The organism is Winogradskyella sp. A3E31 (genome assembly GCF_046720935.1).
Lineage (GTDB): Bacteria > Bacteroidota > Bacteroidia > Flavobacteriales > Flavobacteriaceae > Winogradskyella.
Genome location: NZ_JBHNWH010000002.1, coordinates 283,028 through 303,531 on the forward strand (window position 1 = coordinate 283,028; position 20,504 = coordinate 303,531).

13 protein-coding genes are annotated in these 20,504 nt (G+C 36.7%); 2 read left to right on the forward strand and 11 right to left on the reverse strand.

Going from position 1 to position 20,504, the window contains the following annotated elements; translation table 11 throughout:
* Positions 1–13 precede the first annotated feature (13 nt).
* Together galE and ACFEMA_RS03785 are read right to left on the reverse strand one after the other, a co-directional pair.
* On the reverse strand, positions 14–1,039 hold the full coding sequence (galE, locus tag ACFEMA_RS03780; protein ID WP_411766674.1) for a UDP-glucose 4-epimerase GalE: 1,026 nt from the start codon (positions 1,037–1,039) through the stop codon (positions 14–16).
* Positions 1,032–2,186, reverse strand: a complete 1,155-nt coding sequence (locus ACFEMA_RS03785; protein ID WP_411766675.1) for a DegT/DnrJ/EryC1/StrS family aminotransferase — start codon at positions 2,184–2,186, stop codon at positions 1,032–1,034. Before ACFEMA_RS03785 ends, galE begins: the two co-directional genes overlap by 8 nt.
* A 122-nt stretch (positions 2,187–2,308) precedes the next feature.
* Between ACFEMA_RS03785 and ACFEMA_RS03790 the strand changes: the two genes are divergently transcribed.
* Positions 2,309–3,544, forward strand: a complete 1,236-nt coding sequence (locus tag ACFEMA_RS03790; protein WP_411766676.1) for a 3-deoxy-D-manno-octulosonic acid transferase — start codon at positions 2,309–2,311, stop codon at positions 3,542–3,544.
* An 81-nt stretch (positions 3,545–3,625) separates the two neighbouring features.
* A complete protein-coding gene (locus ACFEMA_RS03795) occupies positions 3,626–3,859 on the forward strand; it encodes a hypothetical protein (protein WP_411766677.1) in 234 nt (77 codons plus the stop codon).
* Positions 3,860–3,937: 78 nt separating this feature from the next.
* On the opposite strand, the gene ACFEMA_RS03800 is transcribed toward ACFEMA_RS03795, so the two are convergent.
* The 9 genes from ACFEMA_RS03800 to ACFEMA_RS03840 form a co-directional block, all read right to left on the reverse strand.
* Positions 3,938–5,287, reverse strand: a complete 1,350-nt coding sequence (locus tag ACFEMA_RS03800) for a T9SS type A sorting domain-containing protein (protein WP_411766678.1) — start codon at positions 5,285–5,287, stop codon at positions 3,938–3,940.
* Positions 5,288–5,532: 245 nt separating this feature from the next.
* Positions 5,533–6,447 (reverse strand): glycosyl hydrolase family 17 protein, encoded by a 915-nt coding sequence (locus tag ACFEMA_RS03805; RefSeq protein WP_411766679.1) that lies wholly within the window; start codon positions 6,445–6,447, stop codon positions 5,533–5,535.
* Between the two features lie 17 nt (positions 6,448–6,464).
* Positions 6,465–8,105: an MFS transporter gene (locus ACFEMA_RS03810; RefSeq protein ID WP_411766680.1), complete on the reverse strand. Its 1,641-nt coding sequence runs from the start codon at positions 8,103–8,105 to the stop codon at positions 6,465–6,467.
* 17 nt (positions 8,106–8,122) lie between these two features.
* Positions 8,123–9,610, reverse strand: a complete 1,488-nt coding sequence (locus ACFEMA_RS03815; RefSeq protein ID WP_411766681.1) for a glycoside hydrolase family 30 protein — start codon at positions 9,608–9,610, stop codon at positions 8,123–8,125.
* 19 nt (positions 9,611–9,629) lie between these two features.
* On the reverse strand, positions 9,630–10,922 hold the full coding sequence (locus ACFEMA_RS03820) for a glycosyl hydrolase family 17 protein (protein WP_411766682.1): 1,293 nt from the start codon (positions 10,920–10,922) through the stop codon (positions 9,630–9,632).
* Positions 10,923–10,929: 7 nt separating this feature from the next.
* Positions 10,930–14,373: a hypothetical protein gene (locus ACFEMA_RS03825; RefSeq protein ID WP_411766683.1), complete on the reverse strand. Its 3,444-nt coding sequence runs from the start codon at positions 14,371–14,373 to the stop codon at positions 10,930–10,932.
* Between the two features lie 90 nt (positions 14,374–14,463).
* Positions 14,464–15,324: a family 16 glycosylhydrolase gene (locus tag ACFEMA_RS03830; protein WP_411766684.1), complete on the reverse strand. Its 861-nt coding sequence runs from the start codon at positions 15,322–15,324 to the stop codon at positions 14,464–14,466.
* A 6-nt stretch (positions 15,325–15,330) separates the two neighbouring features.
* Complete coding sequence (locus tag ACFEMA_RS03835; RefSeq protein WP_411766685.1) at positions 15,331–17,271, reverse strand: carbohydrate-binding protein; 1,941 nt, start codon at positions 17,269–17,271, stop codon at positions 15,331–15,333.
* A 9-nt stretch (positions 17,272–17,280) separates the two neighbouring features.
* Positions 17,281–20,460: a glycoside hydrolase family 2 TIM barrel-domain containing protein gene (locus tag ACFEMA_RS03840; protein WP_411766686.1), complete on the reverse strand. Its 3,180-nt coding sequence runs from the start codon at positions 20,458–20,460 to the stop codon at positions 17,281–17,283.
* Between the last annotated feature and the right edge of the window lie 44 nt (positions 20,461–20,504).

The window sequence follows — 20,504 nt, forward strand, 5'->3', positions numbered from 1 at the left end:
TATAATATGGTTGTTAGTTTCTAATTTTTTGTTCCCAGTGCCAAGCGGATTCCATAGCATCGTCTAAAGTTAGTTTTGTTTGCCAACCTAAAATTTCTTTTGCCCTGTTAGTGTCTGCGTAAGCTGCAGTAACATCACCTGCTCGCCTTTTAACAATTTTATACTTAAGCTTTTCTCCCGATACGTTTTCAAAAGACCGAATGACTTCTAAAACCGAGCTCCCTTTTCCTGTTCCGAGATTAAAGACTTCAAAATTTGATGAATTGTGGCCATTTAAAAGCCTTTGCAATGCAATAACATGTGCTTTTGCCAAATCAACCACATGGATATAGTCCCTTATGCACGTCCCATCCTCGGTAGGGTAATCATCACCAAAAACAGATAATTCCTCTCGAAGACCAATAGCAGTTTGGGTAATAAATGGCACTAAATTTTGTGGTACCCCAATTGGCAATTCACCTATTTCTGTAGATGAATGAGCTCCTATAGGGTTGAAATATCGTAAAGCAATGGCTTTAAAACTCTCATCAATCTTACATGTATCCTTAATGATTTCTTCACCTATCTGCTTGGTGTTTCCATAAGGTGATTCTGCAGGTTTAACTGGTGCTTCTTCAGAAATTGGCAAAGTATCCGCTTGACCATAGACTGTACAGGAAGAACTGAAGATAAAATTCTTCTTATTGAATGTCTTTAATTCTTGAAGCACGTACACCAAGGTATTTATATTATTCTCATAGTAGTGCAAGGGCTTTTCAACACTTTCACCAACAGCTTTACTTGCTGCAAAATGAATCACCCCTTCTATATCTGAATGTCTCTTAAAAAAATCTTGAACTTTAGCTTTATCCTTTAAGTCAATTTCCTCAAACTGAGGTTTTTTTCCTGTAATAGCTGTTATACCGTCTAAAACCGAAATGGACGCGTTAGAAAGGTCGTCAATAATGACCACTTCACAACCTTCATTCTGAAGTTCAACCACGGTATGAGAGCCAATATATCCTAGACCTCCAGTAACTAATACTTTTCTGTTATTCATTTATAAAATCCAAAACTGTTTTAGTTATAAAGTCAATTTGCTCATCATCCAATTCGGTATGCATTGGTAAGGAAATAACAGATTGCACCAATGCGTTGGTCACTTTAAAATCCGCTTCGTTATAACGCTCATCCTTATATGCCTTCTGTAGGTGCAATGGAATCGGATAATACACCCCACAAGGAATTCCTTTATCGTTTAGATGCTGAACTAATGCATCTCTATCAACATCCTTTAAGTTTAATGTGTACTGATGGAACACATGGCAATCACAGGTATCACATATACCTTCGCAAGTGTCTCTTCCTGTTGGAATTGTAATTTTTGAGTGGTTTTTAAAGGCTTCATTATATTTTCTGGCTGCAGTTCTACGCGCATCATTATAGGTATCTAAATGTGATAATTTAGCATCTAAGACTGCTGCCTGAATACTATCTAATCTTGAATTGACCCCAACCACATCATGATGGTAACGCTTATACATCCCGTGATTAACAATACCTCTTATGGTATGCGCCAAATCATCATCATTGGTAAAAATAGCACCTCCATCTCCATAGCATCCAAGATTTTTAGATGGAAAAAATGACGTAGAAGCCACATGACCTATTGCTCCTGTTTTAGTTTTTGACCCATCAGCATGTGTATAATTAGCTCCTATTCCTTGGGCATTATCCTCAATAACATATAGGTTATGTTCTTTCGCTAAGGCCATAATTTCATCCATGTCCGCAGCTAATCCAAATAAATGCACAGGGACAATAGCTTTAGTTTTGGGAGTGATTGCTTTTTTTATGGCTTCGACATCAATATTAAAAGTCACAGGGTCTACATCTACTAATACAGGGGTTAATTGCAATAAGGCAATGACCTCAACCGTAGCTGCAAATGTGAAATCTGCGGTAATGACTTCATCTCCCGGCTTAAGCCCTAAACCCATCATAGCAATCTGTAGTGCATCTGTACCGTTGGCACATGGAATGACATGTTTTACATCTAGATACTTTTCGAGATTGGCCTGAAATTGATGCACTTTTGGCCCATTGATAAAGGCAGCGGAATTCATGACTTCCTCAATGGAAGGATCGACGACATCTTTTATTTTTGCATATTGACCTTGAAGGTCAACCATTTGGATTTTTTTCATTCGGAAAGTAGTTTTCTAATCGTTTACCTTATCTAAGGTACGTAGCGAAAATACGAAATATCTAAGCGCTATACCAATGTCAATTCTTTAAAGAAATGTATTTTAGCAGTAAATTCACCATAGTGAAGACCCTTTATTCCATAGGACTTTATATAGCAAGGCTTCTCATTAAGCTATTGGCACTTTTCAACCCAAAATTAAAGCTTGGAGAAGTCGGTCGTAAAGAAACATTCTCAAAGTTAAAAAAGTCAATACGTAAAGATGACAGAACACTATGGTTTCATTGTGCTTCATTGGGTGAATATGAACAAGGCCTCCCTGTTTTTGAAAAATTAAAAGAACAGTACCCTAATCACAAAATAGTGCTTTCTTTTTTCTCTCCCTCAGGTTATGAAATCAAAAAAAATAATCCTCTTGCAGATGTGGTCGTGTACCTTCCTTTAGACACATCATCTAATGCTAAGGCGTTTCTCGATGCAGTTCACCCAGACTTCATCATATTTGTTAAGTATGAAATTTGGCCTAACTTATTGAATGAAATGAAGCTAAGAAACTTAAGAGCCATCTTAATTTCTGCTGTATTTAGAAAAGACCAAAGCTTCTTTAAGTGGTATGGTCGTTTTATGACCAAAGCGCTCTTTGCCTTTGAGCATATTTTTGTTCAGGATGCACACTCAAAAGAGCTTCTCAAAAGTTTGGGTTATTCTGCAACAACTGTTTCTGGGGATACTCGTTTTGATAGAGTTTCAAATCAATTAGAGGCAGATAATACGGTTGACTTTGTAGAACAGTTTAAAAATTCAAAACCACTTATTGTTTTTGGCAGCTCCTGGCCAGAGGACGACAAATTATTTATACCATTTATTAATGCATCAACGTCATTGGACATTAAGTTTTTAATCGCTCCGCATAATGTAAAACCAAATTATACAGAGCAACTGAAATCACAATTAAATGATAAAACCGTTGCTTATTCTCAAATGGAATCTTCAGACTTGAGATCTGCTAAAGTATTTATACTAGACACTATTGGTTACCTGAGCAAAGTGTATAGCTATGCTGATATTGCCTATGTTGGTGGTGCAGCAGGAGATACGGGGTTACACAATGTTTTAGAGCCAACAGCTTTTGGCATTCCTGTGATTATAGGGACAAATTATGATAAATTTCCTGAAGCAAGAGTTCTAGTACAGCGTGGTGGAATTATAGCAGTAAGTACCCTACATGAACTATCGAATACATTATCAATGCTTTTAAAGCAACCAGAAAAAGCAGAAGAGATTGGCAGCAGAAATACCGAATTTGTTAAAGAAAATAGTGGTGCCGTCATCCAAATCCTCAATTACATACGTATATAAGGCAAACAAAATGGCAATAGAGTTGCTAAACCCGCACTTAAGGCCATTATTTGTAATAATCAACAACTTAAATTTATAATTATGAAAAAAGTATTAAGTACCGTTTTAGCATTAGCATTTGTGGTAACAATAGCTTCTTGTAGAGAAACAGAAGAAAAGAAAGTAGAAATTGAAGTAAAGGCAGAAACAGATGAAGCCGAAGGTAGATTAGAGTCTATCGGAAAATCTATTGACAATGCTGTTGAGGAAACTAAAGAAGCTGGCGAATCAGTTGAAGAGGCTGTAGAAGAAGTAGATAATGATGATAACAGCTAATTGCTAAAATATATATAAATAGAAAAGGCGCTCATTGAGCGCCTTTTTGTTTGCTAAATACTATAATAATCTATGTGGTTACTCCTTCACTAATTTAATAGTTTTTGTACCATTATCTGAATACATTTTTGCTAAATAGATACCAGATTTTAAATCTTTGGCATCTATTGTTACCTCTGTATTATTTGGTGTAATGGTTTGGACTCGCTTACCTAAAATGTCAAATACTTCAATTGTATTGATAGTTGTATTTAGACCTGTAATATTCCAACTGTCTTTTGTAGGGTTTGGAGATATATTTATATTGGCTAAATCAAAACTATCAGCACTTAGGACCATATTATTGTGGAAGTATAAATTATCTACATAAAACGGTCCAACAAGTGAACCATCAGCACCAGCTACTTGAACAATAACTTGCTGAATTTCATCTCGTGCATATCCTGGATTACCATCAAAATTTGCGAAAGGAACATCCATTTCATGCCATGTCCCAGACGCTAAAGAAGTAACATCAAAATTCTTTTGAATGTTAGTTCCATCAGAATATTGTGCAATTACAATAAAAATTGTTCCAACTGCAGATGGAGACCCTTCAAAGAAAAAGTCAATATGCATATTTGTCATTGCTGATAAATCAAGATAAGGGGGTGTGGTCCCAAAATATTGATACTGTAATCCAGATCCATTGTCTGGTGTTGTCACCGAAAGAACTGTATTACCAGAATAATCTAACTCAGTTACCACTGCACTTCCAAATGTTTGAAATCCATCCGTTGGCTCTTGTGTATAGCTATTACTATAAACAGACTTAACATCCATAGCATCTCTTGCTGGTGGAACAGTTGGTGGTCCTGCTGGCGGATTAGGGCAAGCATCACAATTTGGGCCTCCACAATCAATTTGTGTTTCACCGTTATTTAGAATTCCATCGTTGCATAAATCCACTGTTTCTTGTACAGACACATTATCTATAAAAACGAAACCTGTTTCTGCACCCATATCAAATATTACTCTATCTGGTACACCGTCACCATAATTTATTGTTATAGTGTAAGTAAAAGTCTGAGGTGTATCTGTCAAAACTGGATTCTCAGTAATAGCAGTAAACGGAGCAGCTGTTTGACCTAATCCTACAACCATACCTCTTGTACCAGTAGTTGCATCTGTATAGGCATCAAATGTCAATTCGTAAGTTAGACCACTAGTTAACACAATTTCTTGACTTAAATTTACAGAAAAAGGGGTTCCAGCAGCTGTCACATTTGCTTCATTAACAAAATTGCCACCACCATCGTCAACAACATTTGCAGCATTTCCATACCACGGTGTAGCTACACCTGTTTCGAAATCCCCATTAGTTACTAGCTCTTGGGAAAAACTAAAAGCTGCAATTAATAAAAAGGATAAAAAAGTAATTTTTTTCATAATAATTTGTTTTTAGTTATTAGTTAATTTTAAATTTTTGCTAATCTTTTAAATATAAAGGTTATTTTTTTGGATATTCTTAAATAAAACCAAACATCAGTTATACATTATCAATTTTTTTCTTAATTGTTAAGCCCCACTAAAACCACTAGTGTTTGCAGTACTTACACTGAAGTACTGAGTTTACGCTCTCTTACAATGTTGTGGTAATGTTGTGGTTTTATACTCTAGTGTATTGTAAAATATTAATATTTTAACTTTTCATGCTTATCCCAAAGCCCCCAATAAGCGCCAACATCTCCTTCATCACCTGTTTTCCAAGACTCATCATAAGATGAAAAATAGAAAATTGGTATATCGTTTTCTTTAGTCCAGTTTACGGTGTCGATAAAATATTTCATTGCTGCTTCATCACCAGCAACGGCACCTTTAAAACTACCTCCTTCACTAGGCCAACCTGTTTCAGTAATAATAATTGGTTTTCCCTGTGCTGCGTCAACTACTTCACCATACATACCCTGCATATGACCAAGTGCATATTCAATTGGACAACCTTCCCAAAAAGGGTATAAATTTGCTAAGAGCACATCGGTATGTTCAACGATTTCTGGATGACGAGAAAATTCATAATACGCATCTACATATCCAACAGGAATATCTAAACCAGACAATGCATGTTTTACTCTCTTAATGTAACCTAGTAATTCCTCTAAGGTTAAATCGTTTCGATATAATACTTCATTACCAACAGCTGCCACATCCACATGACCAGCTTTAGCCAATGAAATTAATCCTTCAATCTCTTTTTCATTATCCTCTTTGTCGTCGCTTAACCAAGCTCCGACGAGTGTTTTTAACCCTTGCTTTTTTGCAGCTACAGGCACGTGTTCATTACCTTCAATACAAGAAAAAGAACGAATAGCCTTAACATGAGGCTGTAAAATTTTTACACGTCGCTCTACTTGCTCAAAACTAATATCATCACCTGGATTTTGACCATCTTCGTACATACTGAAGCATATACCATGAAAGCCTTCTTGCATGGTTTTATGCCATAACCTTTTTAAATCTTCTGTTGATATATTCGATACATCGATGCCTTGTGTAGCAATTTGACTATAGCCTTTGTATTTGTAATATGATTCTTCTCTATATGACATTTCTATTTTTTAAAAATTTACAATTCCCCTCGTCTTTCAACAAGTTCTTCTTTTATGGCTCTCGCCCTTTTCTCAGTTAAACTATATTTCCACATGACCCAAACAGCTATACCTGCCGTAAGTGCTGGAATGACAATATCTGCGATTCTTAACTTCATCATAGTCTCTGCAGTCTGAGATACCGCGCCTTCATCGAAACCAACAAGCGTTAAAATAGCACCACCAAGCACTAAAGCTATGGCCTGACCCAATTTAACCATCCACCAATAGATAGCTCCAAAAGTCCCTTCCTTCCTAGGCATACCATTTTCTAATTCATCCAGATCACAAACGTCGGCAGTCATGCTCATCATTAAAGTGAACAGTCCCCCCAACCCAAAAGCCATAAGTGGGATCGGAACAAACATTAACCAAGGGCCACCTTGGCTGGTATCCATACTAAACCAAGACATGCCAATACTATCCAAAAATGGGTTTATAGCTTCAAAAATGGATGCAACAAAATTGTTAAGACCTTGCCCAGTACTAGATTCATTGAATTGAGCATTTAATGAATTATCGAATCCCCACCATTTAAGACAATAGCCGACTATTGAAATAATAGTAGAAATAATAAAGGCTTTTCTCTTACCATATTTGTCTGATATCTTTGAAATAATTGGAATGACCATAAAAGCAGTAACTACAGCAGTTAAGGACGCAAACCATGCCGGCCAAGTACCAGCCATGCCATAATCACCATTATATATATAAAAAACAATAATAAAAAAGCTAAAAGACGCTACCATCTGAAAACCGTTAAACACTAAAAATGTAGCACCACATAACTTCATAAATGGCTTGTTTTTAGATACTTGTTTTATACCAGCAAATAACTCCTTAAAACTCGATTTTAATGTTCGCAGACTTATTTCTTTTCTATTTTCCATTTTCCCTGCATCAATTCCTTTACAAAACAATGCCGGTAAAATGCCCAGTACAGCACAGACTAAACCTACCATTAGGGATAATTGCCTGACTCCAGTTGCTTGTAGTTTTTCATCTGTAACCTTCTGAAGTTCATCTCCTGTAAGACCCATTTCTCCTATTAACCTAAATGTTTCGTCACTAATAGGAAAAACAGTAGGATCCGCAATGACCACCCAAAACCAAGGCACGAGCATCCAAGCAATCTGACCAACCGTATTAGCAAATGCCATTAAGCGTGTTCGCTCATTATAATCTGAAGTCATCTCATAACCCAACCCCACTAAAGGAGTAGCGAACATGGTATTACCAACCAAAAATAATAGTGACATTAAAAGGAAATACCAAAAATTGAACATCACCGAATTGTTTTCACTTAATTGAAACAATAAGGCAAATAATATCCCGCTTAAAATTGCACCAAAGAAAATATACGGACGCCGTCTCCCCCATCTCGATTTGGTGTTATCCGAAATAAAACCCATAATTGGATCAGAAAGGGCATCAAATATTCTTGGTAAACCACCTAATAAACCTGCTAAAAAGGGATCCATCCCAAAAGCAGTTACTAAAAAGAACATAAAAACGGCTAAAGCACCTGGTAGTAAATTTAGAACCAAGTGACCCGAACCGAATGCTGTCTTTTGTAAAAAAGGAACCTTATCCCTCGTGGCTGTTTTAATTGTTGGCATCGTTTCTGTTTGTTTAGTTAGTTTAGTATAATTGTCTGCAAAGCTTGGGGTTGAATTGATATTGATTTGGTTATGCCATTGTGACTAAGATTAAAGAACTTTTGCTCCATACCTTCATTAAACACGACCACTGCTATTGATCCATCTGGATTTTTGGCAGCTGTGACTTGCAAATCCTTATCGGATTGTTTTGCCTCAATGACTTTAGCCCCAGGTCTTATATACTTGCTAAAATGCGCCATAACATAATAAAGCGGAGTAAAATATACCTCATCAGCATCAGGGTCTACAATGACAGGAGCTGCGCACCAGTTCTCAAACCAGTTTGGGCCTCCTTGTCTATCTAAAACCATATTCCAATCGACCCAGCCATCGACCCAATTGTTTAAACACCCTATAATATCTCTTGCATAACGATTTGCGGGAGCATACTTTGGATGCAAATATTTTTTTTCATCTTCTCTCCAATCATAACCCCAGTCCGTAGCCTCTTTACTCCAATACCATTTATCATCTTTCCATGCCGGTACTTCAGAGTCTATACACCCTTCGGTTTCAATGAGGTATTTATTTGGCGCTTTGTTGTGTGCGTATTGTAATGCTTTTGGGAAGACCTCATACGTACTTTCATACCAGTGAATTGCAGTGCCAGCGAAATATTTTGAGGTTTCTTCGTTTTTAAACATTTCATCAACCCATTCATTTAAGCCATCTCTGTTTTGGTCATAACCTAAAATTTTCACATCTCCTTTTCCTTCCGCTTCTAATTTTGGTCCTAAATAATTCATTACAAAGTCGGTTTCCTCTTCCGGTGTAAAGTGCATACTTTCCCAATTGTCACCATTTCCATGCGGTTCGTTAACTGGTGTTAATCCCCAAATATCAATCCCTTCAGCTTTATACGCATCAAGGTATTTTGAAAAGTATAAGGCGAACGTATCGTAATATTTGGGCAATAGTTTTCCGCCTACAAATTCCTTGTTGTCTTTCATCCAAGGCGGTGCAGTCCAGGGCGAGGCAATTATCTCGAAACCTTCTTTTGAAATCGCCATAGCGTCTTTAATCATTGGAATTAAATCGTCACGGTCTTCGTCTATATTGAAACTCTCTAATTTTAGATCATCCTCAACAGGCGCATACGTATAATTATTTAACGAAAAGTCACAAGAGGCAATGTGCGTTCTTGTCAATGTATAGTTTGCTCCGTTTTCGCTGAAATATGCCTGAAGAATGGTATCTCTATTTTTTTTGCTTAGCTTATTTAACAAATATGCCGATGACTCTGTAAAAGACCCACCAAATCCTGTGATGGTCTGAAATTCCTTATCCGCATTCAAGGTTATATTGGAAGTATCATTAGAAACCTCAAAATCATCTATTAATGTCAATTGATTTCCACTTGCAGAAGTCTCATACACTTTCACGTTCAATTCTTTTTTAGTTTCGCTACAACTTGCCATAAATACTAGTATACATAAGGTTACAAAAGGCTGAATGGTTTTCATATTATATTCATTTTATCAACTATTGATTTGCCATTATTTCTGATTTTGTTGGAGGTACCAAAACATCTTTTAAAAGTGACTCTTTATCTCCGTTGTATGTTTTTGTTATTGGGTTACCATTTCGGGTTAACCCGTCAAAAATGCCTTTATCAACTAGATTCCATATTGGGTATTTTGCTTTACCTTCTATAGTAAACAAACCGAAATGATTTTCTGAACCACTAGGATTTTGAGCATCTTTCCATTGCTCATTGAAGGCTTCAAAATAGAAACAAGACATACCCACTCTATTTGTCCATCTTCTCATAAGTTTGTAATAAAGCCCTTGTTTATATTCGCCCGTTGCTCTTGACCCATTATTACCATAATGTCCATTAGAAACTGTTGCCCATCCTGTTTCTCCGATGTGGATAGGTTTATTTACTCCAATACTCTTCATGTAATTGGCAACACTGTCGAATTGCTTTTGAGAAAATTTAATTGCCCTTTCCATTGCCATCTGAATTTTGGTCGTATCTGGCATGCCCAAATGTGCTTCTGGAATACCCCAAAACTCTGGATTATAATGAGTGTTATGATAGGGATATGTATGCATCGAAATATAATCTACTGTCTTAATAAGACTATCTAAGTCTTTGACATGATACTGTTCTTCGCCACCGCCCCAAGATGCAAAATCGTCCGAACTCGTAATCCATAAATCTTTTGGGAGTTTTCCTTCGCTCTTCAAATTTTGCAAGTGAGTCACCCATTTTAAAATAACACTGGGCTGAACGTAATAAGAAGTAGCCCATTTTACCATAGCCTCATTACCTACAGCAATAATTTTTACGATATCAGGATATTTATTTGCCAAAGCCACGGCTCTTTCTATTTCGCCTTTATTATTTGGGCTCTCAACATCGTGATTTGGTGTTTTGTCTGTCCAGGCATTTAGGCAATCTATCCATGCGCCAAGCATCACATACATTTCAAAATTTTCATCTTCTGATTTTAGCTCTGAAATAGCTTTTAATACATTTGATGCATGCGGTAACTTAGGTTGGACGTTATATGTACGCAACACCTTAATGCCCATAGCCGAAAGAATTTTCAAATCCTCTTTCAGCTCGGTTATTGTCGGTTGACTATCCCTTGATTTTTCTCGATAACCACCATACGAGATGGCCAAGTAATCTGGGTTTCCTAATATATCCTTCGCTGTCACTGTTTTTTGTATTTGTTCTTTTGAGGCTTTTTCTTTTTTTTCTTCTTTGCACGACATTATAAAAACAGTTGAAAGTAAAACCAATATGAATGCTCTAATACTCATACTGTTTTTACTTTAAATACGTTTCTGGAATGTTAACCTGTATTTGAGTGATTTTACCTGTACGGTTAAATACTTCATGACTTAACTCCATTGTTAAACTCAATCCATCTATTGCCCCTAATTGCCCATCATTAAATTTAACCTCAATGTTAGGTGAATCACCTATTTTATAAACAACTGGAATTTGACAATAGGTAAACCCTAGTTCGTCTTTAGATAGCCTGTTACTCTTTTTTTGGCTATTAACATCAACATAATTAAACTCTTTCGGTAGCTCTAAAAATTCACTTTTTTGTAATAAACATGGATTGAAATAAAGTTGTCCTTTTTCTACAAAAACACCAAGCTCCCCAAAACGACTGAGAATATCTTCCTTAACCTGTCCTGTCATTCCTGGTTGCTGCGCTCCTTTTCCTGCTGGAGTATGTGAATATGGATCTGTAGGGAATGCACCATACAACTCTGGTGATTTATGTAACCCTATACCCGCATTGATTTCGTAATAATGGTCTAAAAGCTTTCCTATAAGCTCATCACTTTCATTATCCTTTACAGCCTTTAAACAGCATTCTTGCACAGCCAAAAGCAGTTTAGACACCATGTGCCAATAAATAGACCCAAGCCCTTCGTAACCATAGAATGTCCCTGATCTACCAGTAAAAGCTTTATGATTAAAAACATTTTCAAAAATATGAAGTATTCTCTTTTTGTCCTTAGATATTAGACTCGAATATTTTGAATCTTCTAATTGATTTAAGGCTTTGTTTAAATCTGCAGCGTTTTTAAAATTACCATTGAAGTGGTAATCCCCATTCAAATCTTTTTCAATAATTTGTGAATTACCATCATCTATTAGTTTCTTAAGTAACTCCGAAGAGTGTACTGACTCTTTGGGAACGTTATTTCTATCCATAAAGCCTTTGAGGCTTTTATAAGGATAGAGGATGTAACTGTACTGGTCTTCTCTAAATAATTTACTGTTTTTCAAGGCATCTAAAACCTTCAAGCTTTCTTTTGAAGACAGATAACCTGAGCTCAACACTGCGACTTGGCCTTCGAGCATTTCATCTAAATATGAAATCGAAACACTATCATCCTCATTGACCGTCATTAAATTATAAGCATGGTATAAATTGTCATTACGCTTGTTTGCATTTATAGAATGTTCTAAATGCTGAATCGCTGTAGATGTAAACGATTTTAATTCATTACTATCAATAGCTATCTTTTCTCCAGAAAATGAGTTTTTATAGACCTGGCTTCTATAATCACTACCAGCTTTTCCTAATGCATCTAAAACTTGTTTTCGTGTTACGTCGTCAATACTATTGTTTAGTAGTCCTTTATGAGTTTCAAAAGTGGTTATTACAGTACTGAAAAATTCGCCTAACTCCTTTGAAATTTCGATTGTATCATTATCTGCATTAGTAAATATCTCATCAAAGAACTTTAAAAAACGTCTTAAGTAATATAGAGTTACCATAGATACTCCGTTACCGACTAGTGCGTTGTTAGCATCGTTCCATTCGGGTCGCTGAGTATTCATCCAAATGCCTCCCTCTGGAATAAAATTGGATAATTTGGCTAAAACTGTTGCCAAGATTTTTTCGATAAAATTGACTTTGACTGTTTCTTCATTTAAAGCAGTCAATAATGCTCCGTCTGCACCAATCTTATCTCTCTTTTTTCTGATTTCAGAATCTAATTCCTCATCAAATTCTATAGTGTCCTTTGGGTTTTTGAGTAAATCCTCATAGTCCTTAATCTTGTATGGCACATTGGCGTAAACAAATACATTTTTATTAAAAAGCGACTGAAGTTTGCCTGGCTGATACTTTTCAATAAACTCCAAGAATTTTAAAAGGTAAATAATCTGGTGATCCCCCCAATAGCCAATATAGGACCATGGATCGTCTGGTTCAATAGTTTCCCAATCAAAACCACCTTTGGTAACCCGATATGGGTTATAACCATCGAAAGTCGTTGCATTCAAAAATTTATGAATCATACTTTCAATGTACGCAGGATAAGAATGTGCTAAGGCTTCCCAATTCTGAAAGATATCTCGCCAATTTCCTTCGTAATCTAATATTTTTGACCCGTCGATCTCACTTCTGGTATTAATAGAAAACTTGTTCCAAGGGCGGCTAGGGTCACCATGTCTTCGACTAAATTTAAGAGGCATGTATTCTAAGCACAAACGTTCAAAATCCGAATCTGCACTAGAAGAAGCAATAGCTTTTAAATCCTCTAAGAGGAATGAATTTGGCAATTCATTTATGGACGTCAAATTTCTATTTGCAACATCAGCATTGGCATTTTCTATATAGTTTTTAAAGTCCCATTTTTCAATTGTATAACCATCATCAAAAATACCTCCTCGCATAATATTGAAAAGCGTGTTCGCAAAATGCCTTGTATCCTTATATTCGTCATTAGTCAATTGCAGCCCATCAGAAGCTGCGTTTAAAGCAATTAAATTCTCGGTTCCTAAACGAATATCATAATTAATCTTTTCTTTTAAGACTCCATCTGATTTAATACTATTTGATAATGCAACAATTGACGAATGGTTTTGATTAACATTCGCTACGATATACCATTCCTTGTTATCACCTTTATTTAGACTTAGGCCTGCATTGATAAAATAAGCGCCTTTTTCTGCTTTGATATCCCTTTCTGTTTCTATCTGGGATTCATTTCTGAAAGCATCTAACTGAAGTGACGACAACAGATACTTAGGATTGTCTAGCCCAAGTGACCAAGCTACATTAGCTTTCAATGCTTCGCTAGGCTCTGCTTTATCAACAATAATGGCGCTCAAAGCAAAGATACCAACCCCTGTCTCTTTAATCAATTCGGTTCGCTTGTAGGCGTCTACAAGATTACTGCTTGCGCTCTGAAGATCACTACCAACCCCATAAGGCAATACGTTTTGAATACCATCTAGAATCGAAACATTTACTGATGTGTTTCCACTATTGATAAGCTTCGATTTTCTAACAAATCCATAGGCGTTACTAGAACACCATTGGTAACGATAAGTCAGATCTAAATTTAAATTGACTTCTTCAAAAATTATTGAATTGCCGTATATGCTTTTGTAAAGATTCCTTTGAACTTGATATTTATCTTCATCCCGAACCGAAAATGGTTCCCAAATAAATGTATCCCCATTCTTATGAACTTGAAAAATAGATTTAGAACCTGTAATATCAGCTGACTCAGTTATTTTATCATCAGTATAGTAGGGAAACAAAGAAAACTCAGAGTTTTTACGTCCTGCGGTTAATCCGCCATTACTAGATATAAACATCCAGTGATTAGAATCACTGACGATGCTCATAAAGAAGGGTCTCATTTTATCGGAATTGGTAATTTTGAAATAATCTTCATTACCAATTTTTACTTTCCTTAAATCAATATTACTATCAATAGATGTGTCGATCATAAACTTTTTTTGATCTTTAAAATTTTAATAATTCTGGTGGGACAAGAAAAGGTCGAGACTCAATCTCGGCCTTAGGTTTTATTAAAAAAATTAGTTAGCGGAATAAATTCTTATATAATCGACTTCCATGGTTTGTGGAAATACTGTGTCGTTATTAGGTGGACCTCCGTAATTACCCCCAACAGCAACATTCATTATAATGAAGAATTCATCATTGAATACCCATTCTCCAGGAACATCAGCTGGTGTAATTTGATTGTATAATACATCATCTACATAAAAATTGATGTAATTTTCTGCCCACTCGATGCCGAAGATGTGAAATCCTGTATCGAATCTATCATTTTCCAGTTCAAATGCCTTTGTTATAGACTCCCCGCCAGAATACCCTGGACCATGCACAGTGCCATTAATAAGTGTAGGCTCTCCCCCTCTATTCTCCATAATATCAATTTCGCCTCTCTGTGGCCATACATCAGCACCTCCATTATCGTCACCAAGCATCCAGAACGCTGGCCAAAGGCCTTGTCCCCATGGTAATTTAATACGTGCTTCAATTCTACCGAATTGCTGTTGAAAGAGTCCTTCCGTTTTTATTCTGGCAGATGTATATCCAGACCCTTCAAACTGTTCTTGAATTGCAGTGATTTTTAGCACTCCATCTTCAACTCTTACATTTTCGGGTCTGTCAGTATAATATTGTAATTCATTATTACCCCATCCAGGTAGACCAACTTCTGAGCCATTACCTAAATCATAAGTCCACATTGAAGGGTTTAAAGCGCCATTAGTATCGAACTCATCTTGCATCACCAAATTATCAAAGGTTGTTACTGTTTGAGTATCATCCGAAGAGCAAGACACCACAAAGAAAGTTATAAGACCTAATACAATAACCGAGACTAATTCTAACCTGTTCTTCTTAATAATAATTTCTATTTTCTTTTCCATTTTGTTTTAGTTTAAAATTTTGATGTCGTCGAGATAATATGTCGATCCGTCACCTGCAACACCATCGATAAATTCGAAGAACACAATGACTCTTTGATAATCTAACCCTGAATCAAAGACAGCACTAAAGTCAAATTCTAATTCGACCCACTGATTCGCAAAACCATCAGGAACATTAGCATCAACAAAAACCTGATTTCCTCCACCTGCAGTTTCTAAAGCAAACCGTATAGGTATATTATCTTTTGGAGACCATACTTTTATCCTTAATTTTTGCGATGATGAAAAATCAATTGGTGCGTCTAAATCGAGAACATTACCAGCAAAAAACTGAGCGCCAGCTGTTTTTTCTGACTCCATAACGGTAGCTGTAGGATTAATTCCCGTCTGATCAGGATTTGTAACAATTGCAGGTACAGCACCTTCAAACCCAAAAATATTATAGGTTAATGACGTTGATTCAAAGCCTACTGGTAAAGCAACCTGTGTTGCGGCAGAGTCATCGACATTATCAGTTGGTTCAGTTACCTCTTGATAATAATAAATATTGTCCACATAAATATTAGAAATAGTAGCGTCTGAGATAAAGAATAATAAACCTACTTGATCCCTAACACTTAATCCCGTAAAATCCGCTAATGGAATATCGAAACTAGCCCAACCATCAGAAACCAAATCGGCAGTGTTTAAAGTAGACGATCCTGATATTTCATTATTTGTTTGTACGCCATCTATAATTTGTAATCTTATAAAGTCACTTGGGTCTATAGCTTCTTGCACGTTTATATCTACATGTAAATGGGTCATTGATGTTAAATCTAAAGGTGATACATTTAAAAATGTGCCAATACCCACAAAATTGAGATCCGTATAATTTATAACTTCACCTCCACCGATATTAATTGGAGGTGCTCCTCCTTGAGTGGTTTGGAACGGTGCAAAAAAACCGTTGTAGTAATCTACAGGAACATTGTCATAAGCATCACTAAATACCGAAATTACATTGTCTGGATCCCTCGTTGGTGTAGGTGCTTGCGTGAACTCTCCCAAGGAATTCAATTCTAAAGATCCCTCTGCGTCTAATGCGCCTAAACTTGCTGTTATTGTTGATGAACCAGAGCCTGTGACGGTAACAATTCCTAAATCACTCACTGTTGCTACGCCAGGGTTTGAAGACTCAAAGTTGTAGTATCCCGGTGCAGGTAATACTGTAACGTCTTGGCCATTGGCTAAATTAAACGTTTCTTGTAGCCCATTAATGGTTCGTTGTGAACCAATAAATGTTTGTTCAGACAAATCTTGTCCAAATAAAATCTCTGGTCTTGGTTGTGCTACAGTCCCTGTATTCTCAAATTGAATTTCATCTATCCAAAGAACATATCCAAACCCACCAGTTGCTTGGGTTCCTGCTGCATACCAGAACATTCCACGCTCTTCAGTTAATACAGATGGATCAGGAATTGGAATGGTGTACTTTGCCCAATTCGTCCCTACACTGACATTGTTTGTAGTTACTTGATATTTGTTTTCAATAAAATCTTGTCCAAATCCGAAAGCATCAATACTTACCCCTTGAGATGCTTTAGCCCAAAACGTAAGCGCATCGTATCCTGTAAGATCACGACCTGCTCCATCAATTCTTAGAATAGCACCTGCATAATTACCCGTAGGGTCATCGGCATTTGGGACATCAACTCTATAAGAAGCAGAGCTTTCATAGCCTTCGCTAGTATCTACCGAAAAGGCATCGAGTTTAGAGTCTGCAAACGGCAAGTAAAAATTGCTCCCCAAACCAACAAAATTGTCAGTAAATATTTGACCTGTTGTAGGAAATCCAGCCTCTACAGCATCGTCTGATAATTCTCTTTCACAACTTAAATTAAATACTAGAATTAAACCTATTAAAAATGAAAGTTGTTTTTTGTTTATTTCGTATGTCTTCATCATTGCTGTTTTTTATTTACCAATATTAATATGAACATAAGTTCTTATCTCCCACTCAGAGCCATTCGGAAATCCAACTGAACTTGCAGGTGGTTCACCAAATTCTGGTGCTTGGTTGGGTTCATATCTTGGAGAAAATTCATTTAAAGATCTCCATGTACCACGAATCCCAACTTTAGTGCTCGGTAATATAAACCAGTCTGGTTTTCCTAAATTAGTAGATACATCTAACATTAGCTGTAACGGAAAAGTAAGGTTGAAATCTCTATGATAATCAAAAGGCCCCCAATCGTTGACTTTGACGTGTCCTTCAAATTTCATTTTTTTATAAATTGCCCTCAGATTTCCTCCAAATCGTTTAATTGACCTCTCACTATCACCATTGGCTTGTGCATTGCCATAATAGAAGTTACCAATTATTCCTAAATCAGGGTTGAGTTTTGAAACCATCCTAGAGTGCACTTCCCATAGATCTTCGGCAGGCACAGAATTAGGGAAGGCAAAAAACGTTCGATTGGCCAAGAAACCAATATGTGCATCCATAGTTGTTGGCAGGTGGCGATAGACAAACCCCAAATTTGCTGCAAACTTAGCATCCTCTGACCTATCATTATCCCATTCGTACATCCAAGTTCCTGGTGTTGGATCATAAGTTATGAGCATTTCACCAGCAGTTGTCTCACGGTTCCATCTTACTGCAAAAGGGTCATCAATATTATTTCTAAGTCTTCCTGGCGCTTCAACATCATTCGGCATTGGGTCAACTAGTGGCTTTTGCCATAAGAAGTTTGGTGCAAATTGAAAATCACCAAAAGAATAAGTAAATCCTGTTAAGAAGTTAGATTGGTTACCACTGCCCGTATCTTTTAATTTCCAACCTATAAATGTCAATGTTTGGTCAGGACCACCTCCGGCAACTAACCCCATTACTGCACCTTGAGCATACCAATTAAAACGACCTCCTGCATACATAATCTTGGCTTTTCCACCCCAATTATCCTTGCCTTGAATTTTATCTTCAAAAACAGTATAATTTCCCTTCTCTCCTGTAACATCTTGGTAAGAACTTCCATTTAAAGGGCTACCGCCCCATATACCACCAAACATTACATCAAATTTCCCAAATTCTCTTTCTATGGCTAAGGTAGCGCGTTCCATAGGAAAACCAGGTATAATACCACTTCGAGTCTGTGCTGGATTTAGAATCCGTTGACCATTTTCGTCAAATCTAATTTCAGTCCGTAGGTCTCTATGATAAATACCTGTCACATCCCAATGACCAAAAGTACGACTGTATTTTAATAATGCTGTTGGGTTAGCACCCCACCATAATTGAGGTCCAAAAGCTGCTTTTAAGCCATCTAATTTCCCTTTAGCATCCACTTCCAATCCAAGAATTTCACCACCATAAATGTCTAAATTAGGGCCATAATTAGCTTCAGGATATAATCCAAAAAAGTCTCCTTCGTAACCCCAGTGGTAATGTCCTGTTCTATAAAAACCTCTTAGATCAAAATCTTTCGCGTTCCATTCAAATTCTGCTTGATAAACATTTACCCTATTAATATCGCTTTCAATAACTTGTTGGTTATTATCATCCAAGGAGGTTACTGGACGTGCCCTATTTTCATAAAAAATTTCATCTATAGGGTTTTCAGCAACTTTACCAATGACATTGAACACTACATTAGCTCTCATGTTAGCAGAGGGATTTCCTTCCACACCTACGAAATAGGATTGCATGTGGTCAAAACCTAACTGATTAGGGTAAGTATTTGTGTCTGGGTCAGCCGTTTCTGGAGTGGTAATAAGTGACCCGCCAGTGTTAAAAGTAGTAAATTCGGCTGTTAACTGACTTAAACGTATTTTCTGAGAATCATCTCCTCCAAGCGCTGCTTTGTCTCCTCTTGCCCTAAGTACGGCATCCATTATTTGGATATTATTAAAATAGTTATCTAGGGATTCTGCAGTTACACCTTCACCATAGGGGTTTAGAGCATGTGCTTCTTTTAAAACATAATATGAAGCTCGAGGGTATAAATCATAAAGTCCTCTCGGATTGGTTGGTCCTTTTGCACAGATACCGAACCACTCTTCGTTCATATTATTCTGCCCTTCTTTAAAATCAAAACGGTATCCACCATTAGCCCAGGATGCATTGTTATCGTGTACATCTGCATTCTTCCTATCGTCAAAACCATATTTCCACCAACCGTCACTAAACTGAAATGTAAATCCCCCTATCGAGTTTCCTGCTTTTCCAAGGCCTGCTGCATTAGCATATATTTCTTTCCAGTTTCCAAGATTATATTCTGCTTGTGCTCTTTGATCTTCCCTATTCTCAATGGCATTAAATGCGTCCGAACCAAATTCAGTAAACATTAATGGCATGTCTAATTTTTCATTTACGACATCGAACATATCACCAAAGGAAATTCCTCTATACACATTGGTTCCATAAATATCGACATCGGTACACTCTTCAGCAATGATATCTATAAACAATACATCTCCGTTACAAATAGCAACTGGATGAGAGCCATCCATAGATTTCATAACCTTTGCAGCCTCATTCATTAATCGATACATAGGCCGCCCTCTGTTCTCTCCTATAAATTGAATACGGCCTTCATCATCCGGGAAATCTTCCGTTTCTGCTCCCTGCCAAAATAGACCATAATTATTTTCGTTACCTAGGAGATACATTAATAGACCTGGTGTGTTTTTATATCCTTCTACAAGGGTTTTAACTTCTTGCATCAACAATTCTGAAGTCTTCGGATCGTCATAAATAGTCACTGGTGTCCATACACCATCTATAGTTAACCCATAACGTCCGAAAGAATGATTTAACATGGTATAAATACCGTAATTTTCATAGATGTACTGAATCCATTTAGCAGGAACGCCAGTATATTGTCTTATGACATTGACTCCCATATTTTTTAGTAAAGCCATCTCTGAATCTAAACCAGCTTTAATGATATCATCAGATTGTTTCCAGAAATTAGCATTTACAGTGTTAGTACCAATGGGAATATAATCCCAGTTCATACCGTTAATCATAAAATTTTCTCCATTGACGACTAAGCGCATGCCATCATTAGATTTCTCAACTGAAACCTGATGAACTTGTGCAAACATGGATGAAATGGTTAGAGCAAAGAATACCCCTAGAAGCTTTGTTTTCATAGTTTAGTTTATTTAGATGCCGTTATATTGCAATAGGAACTACG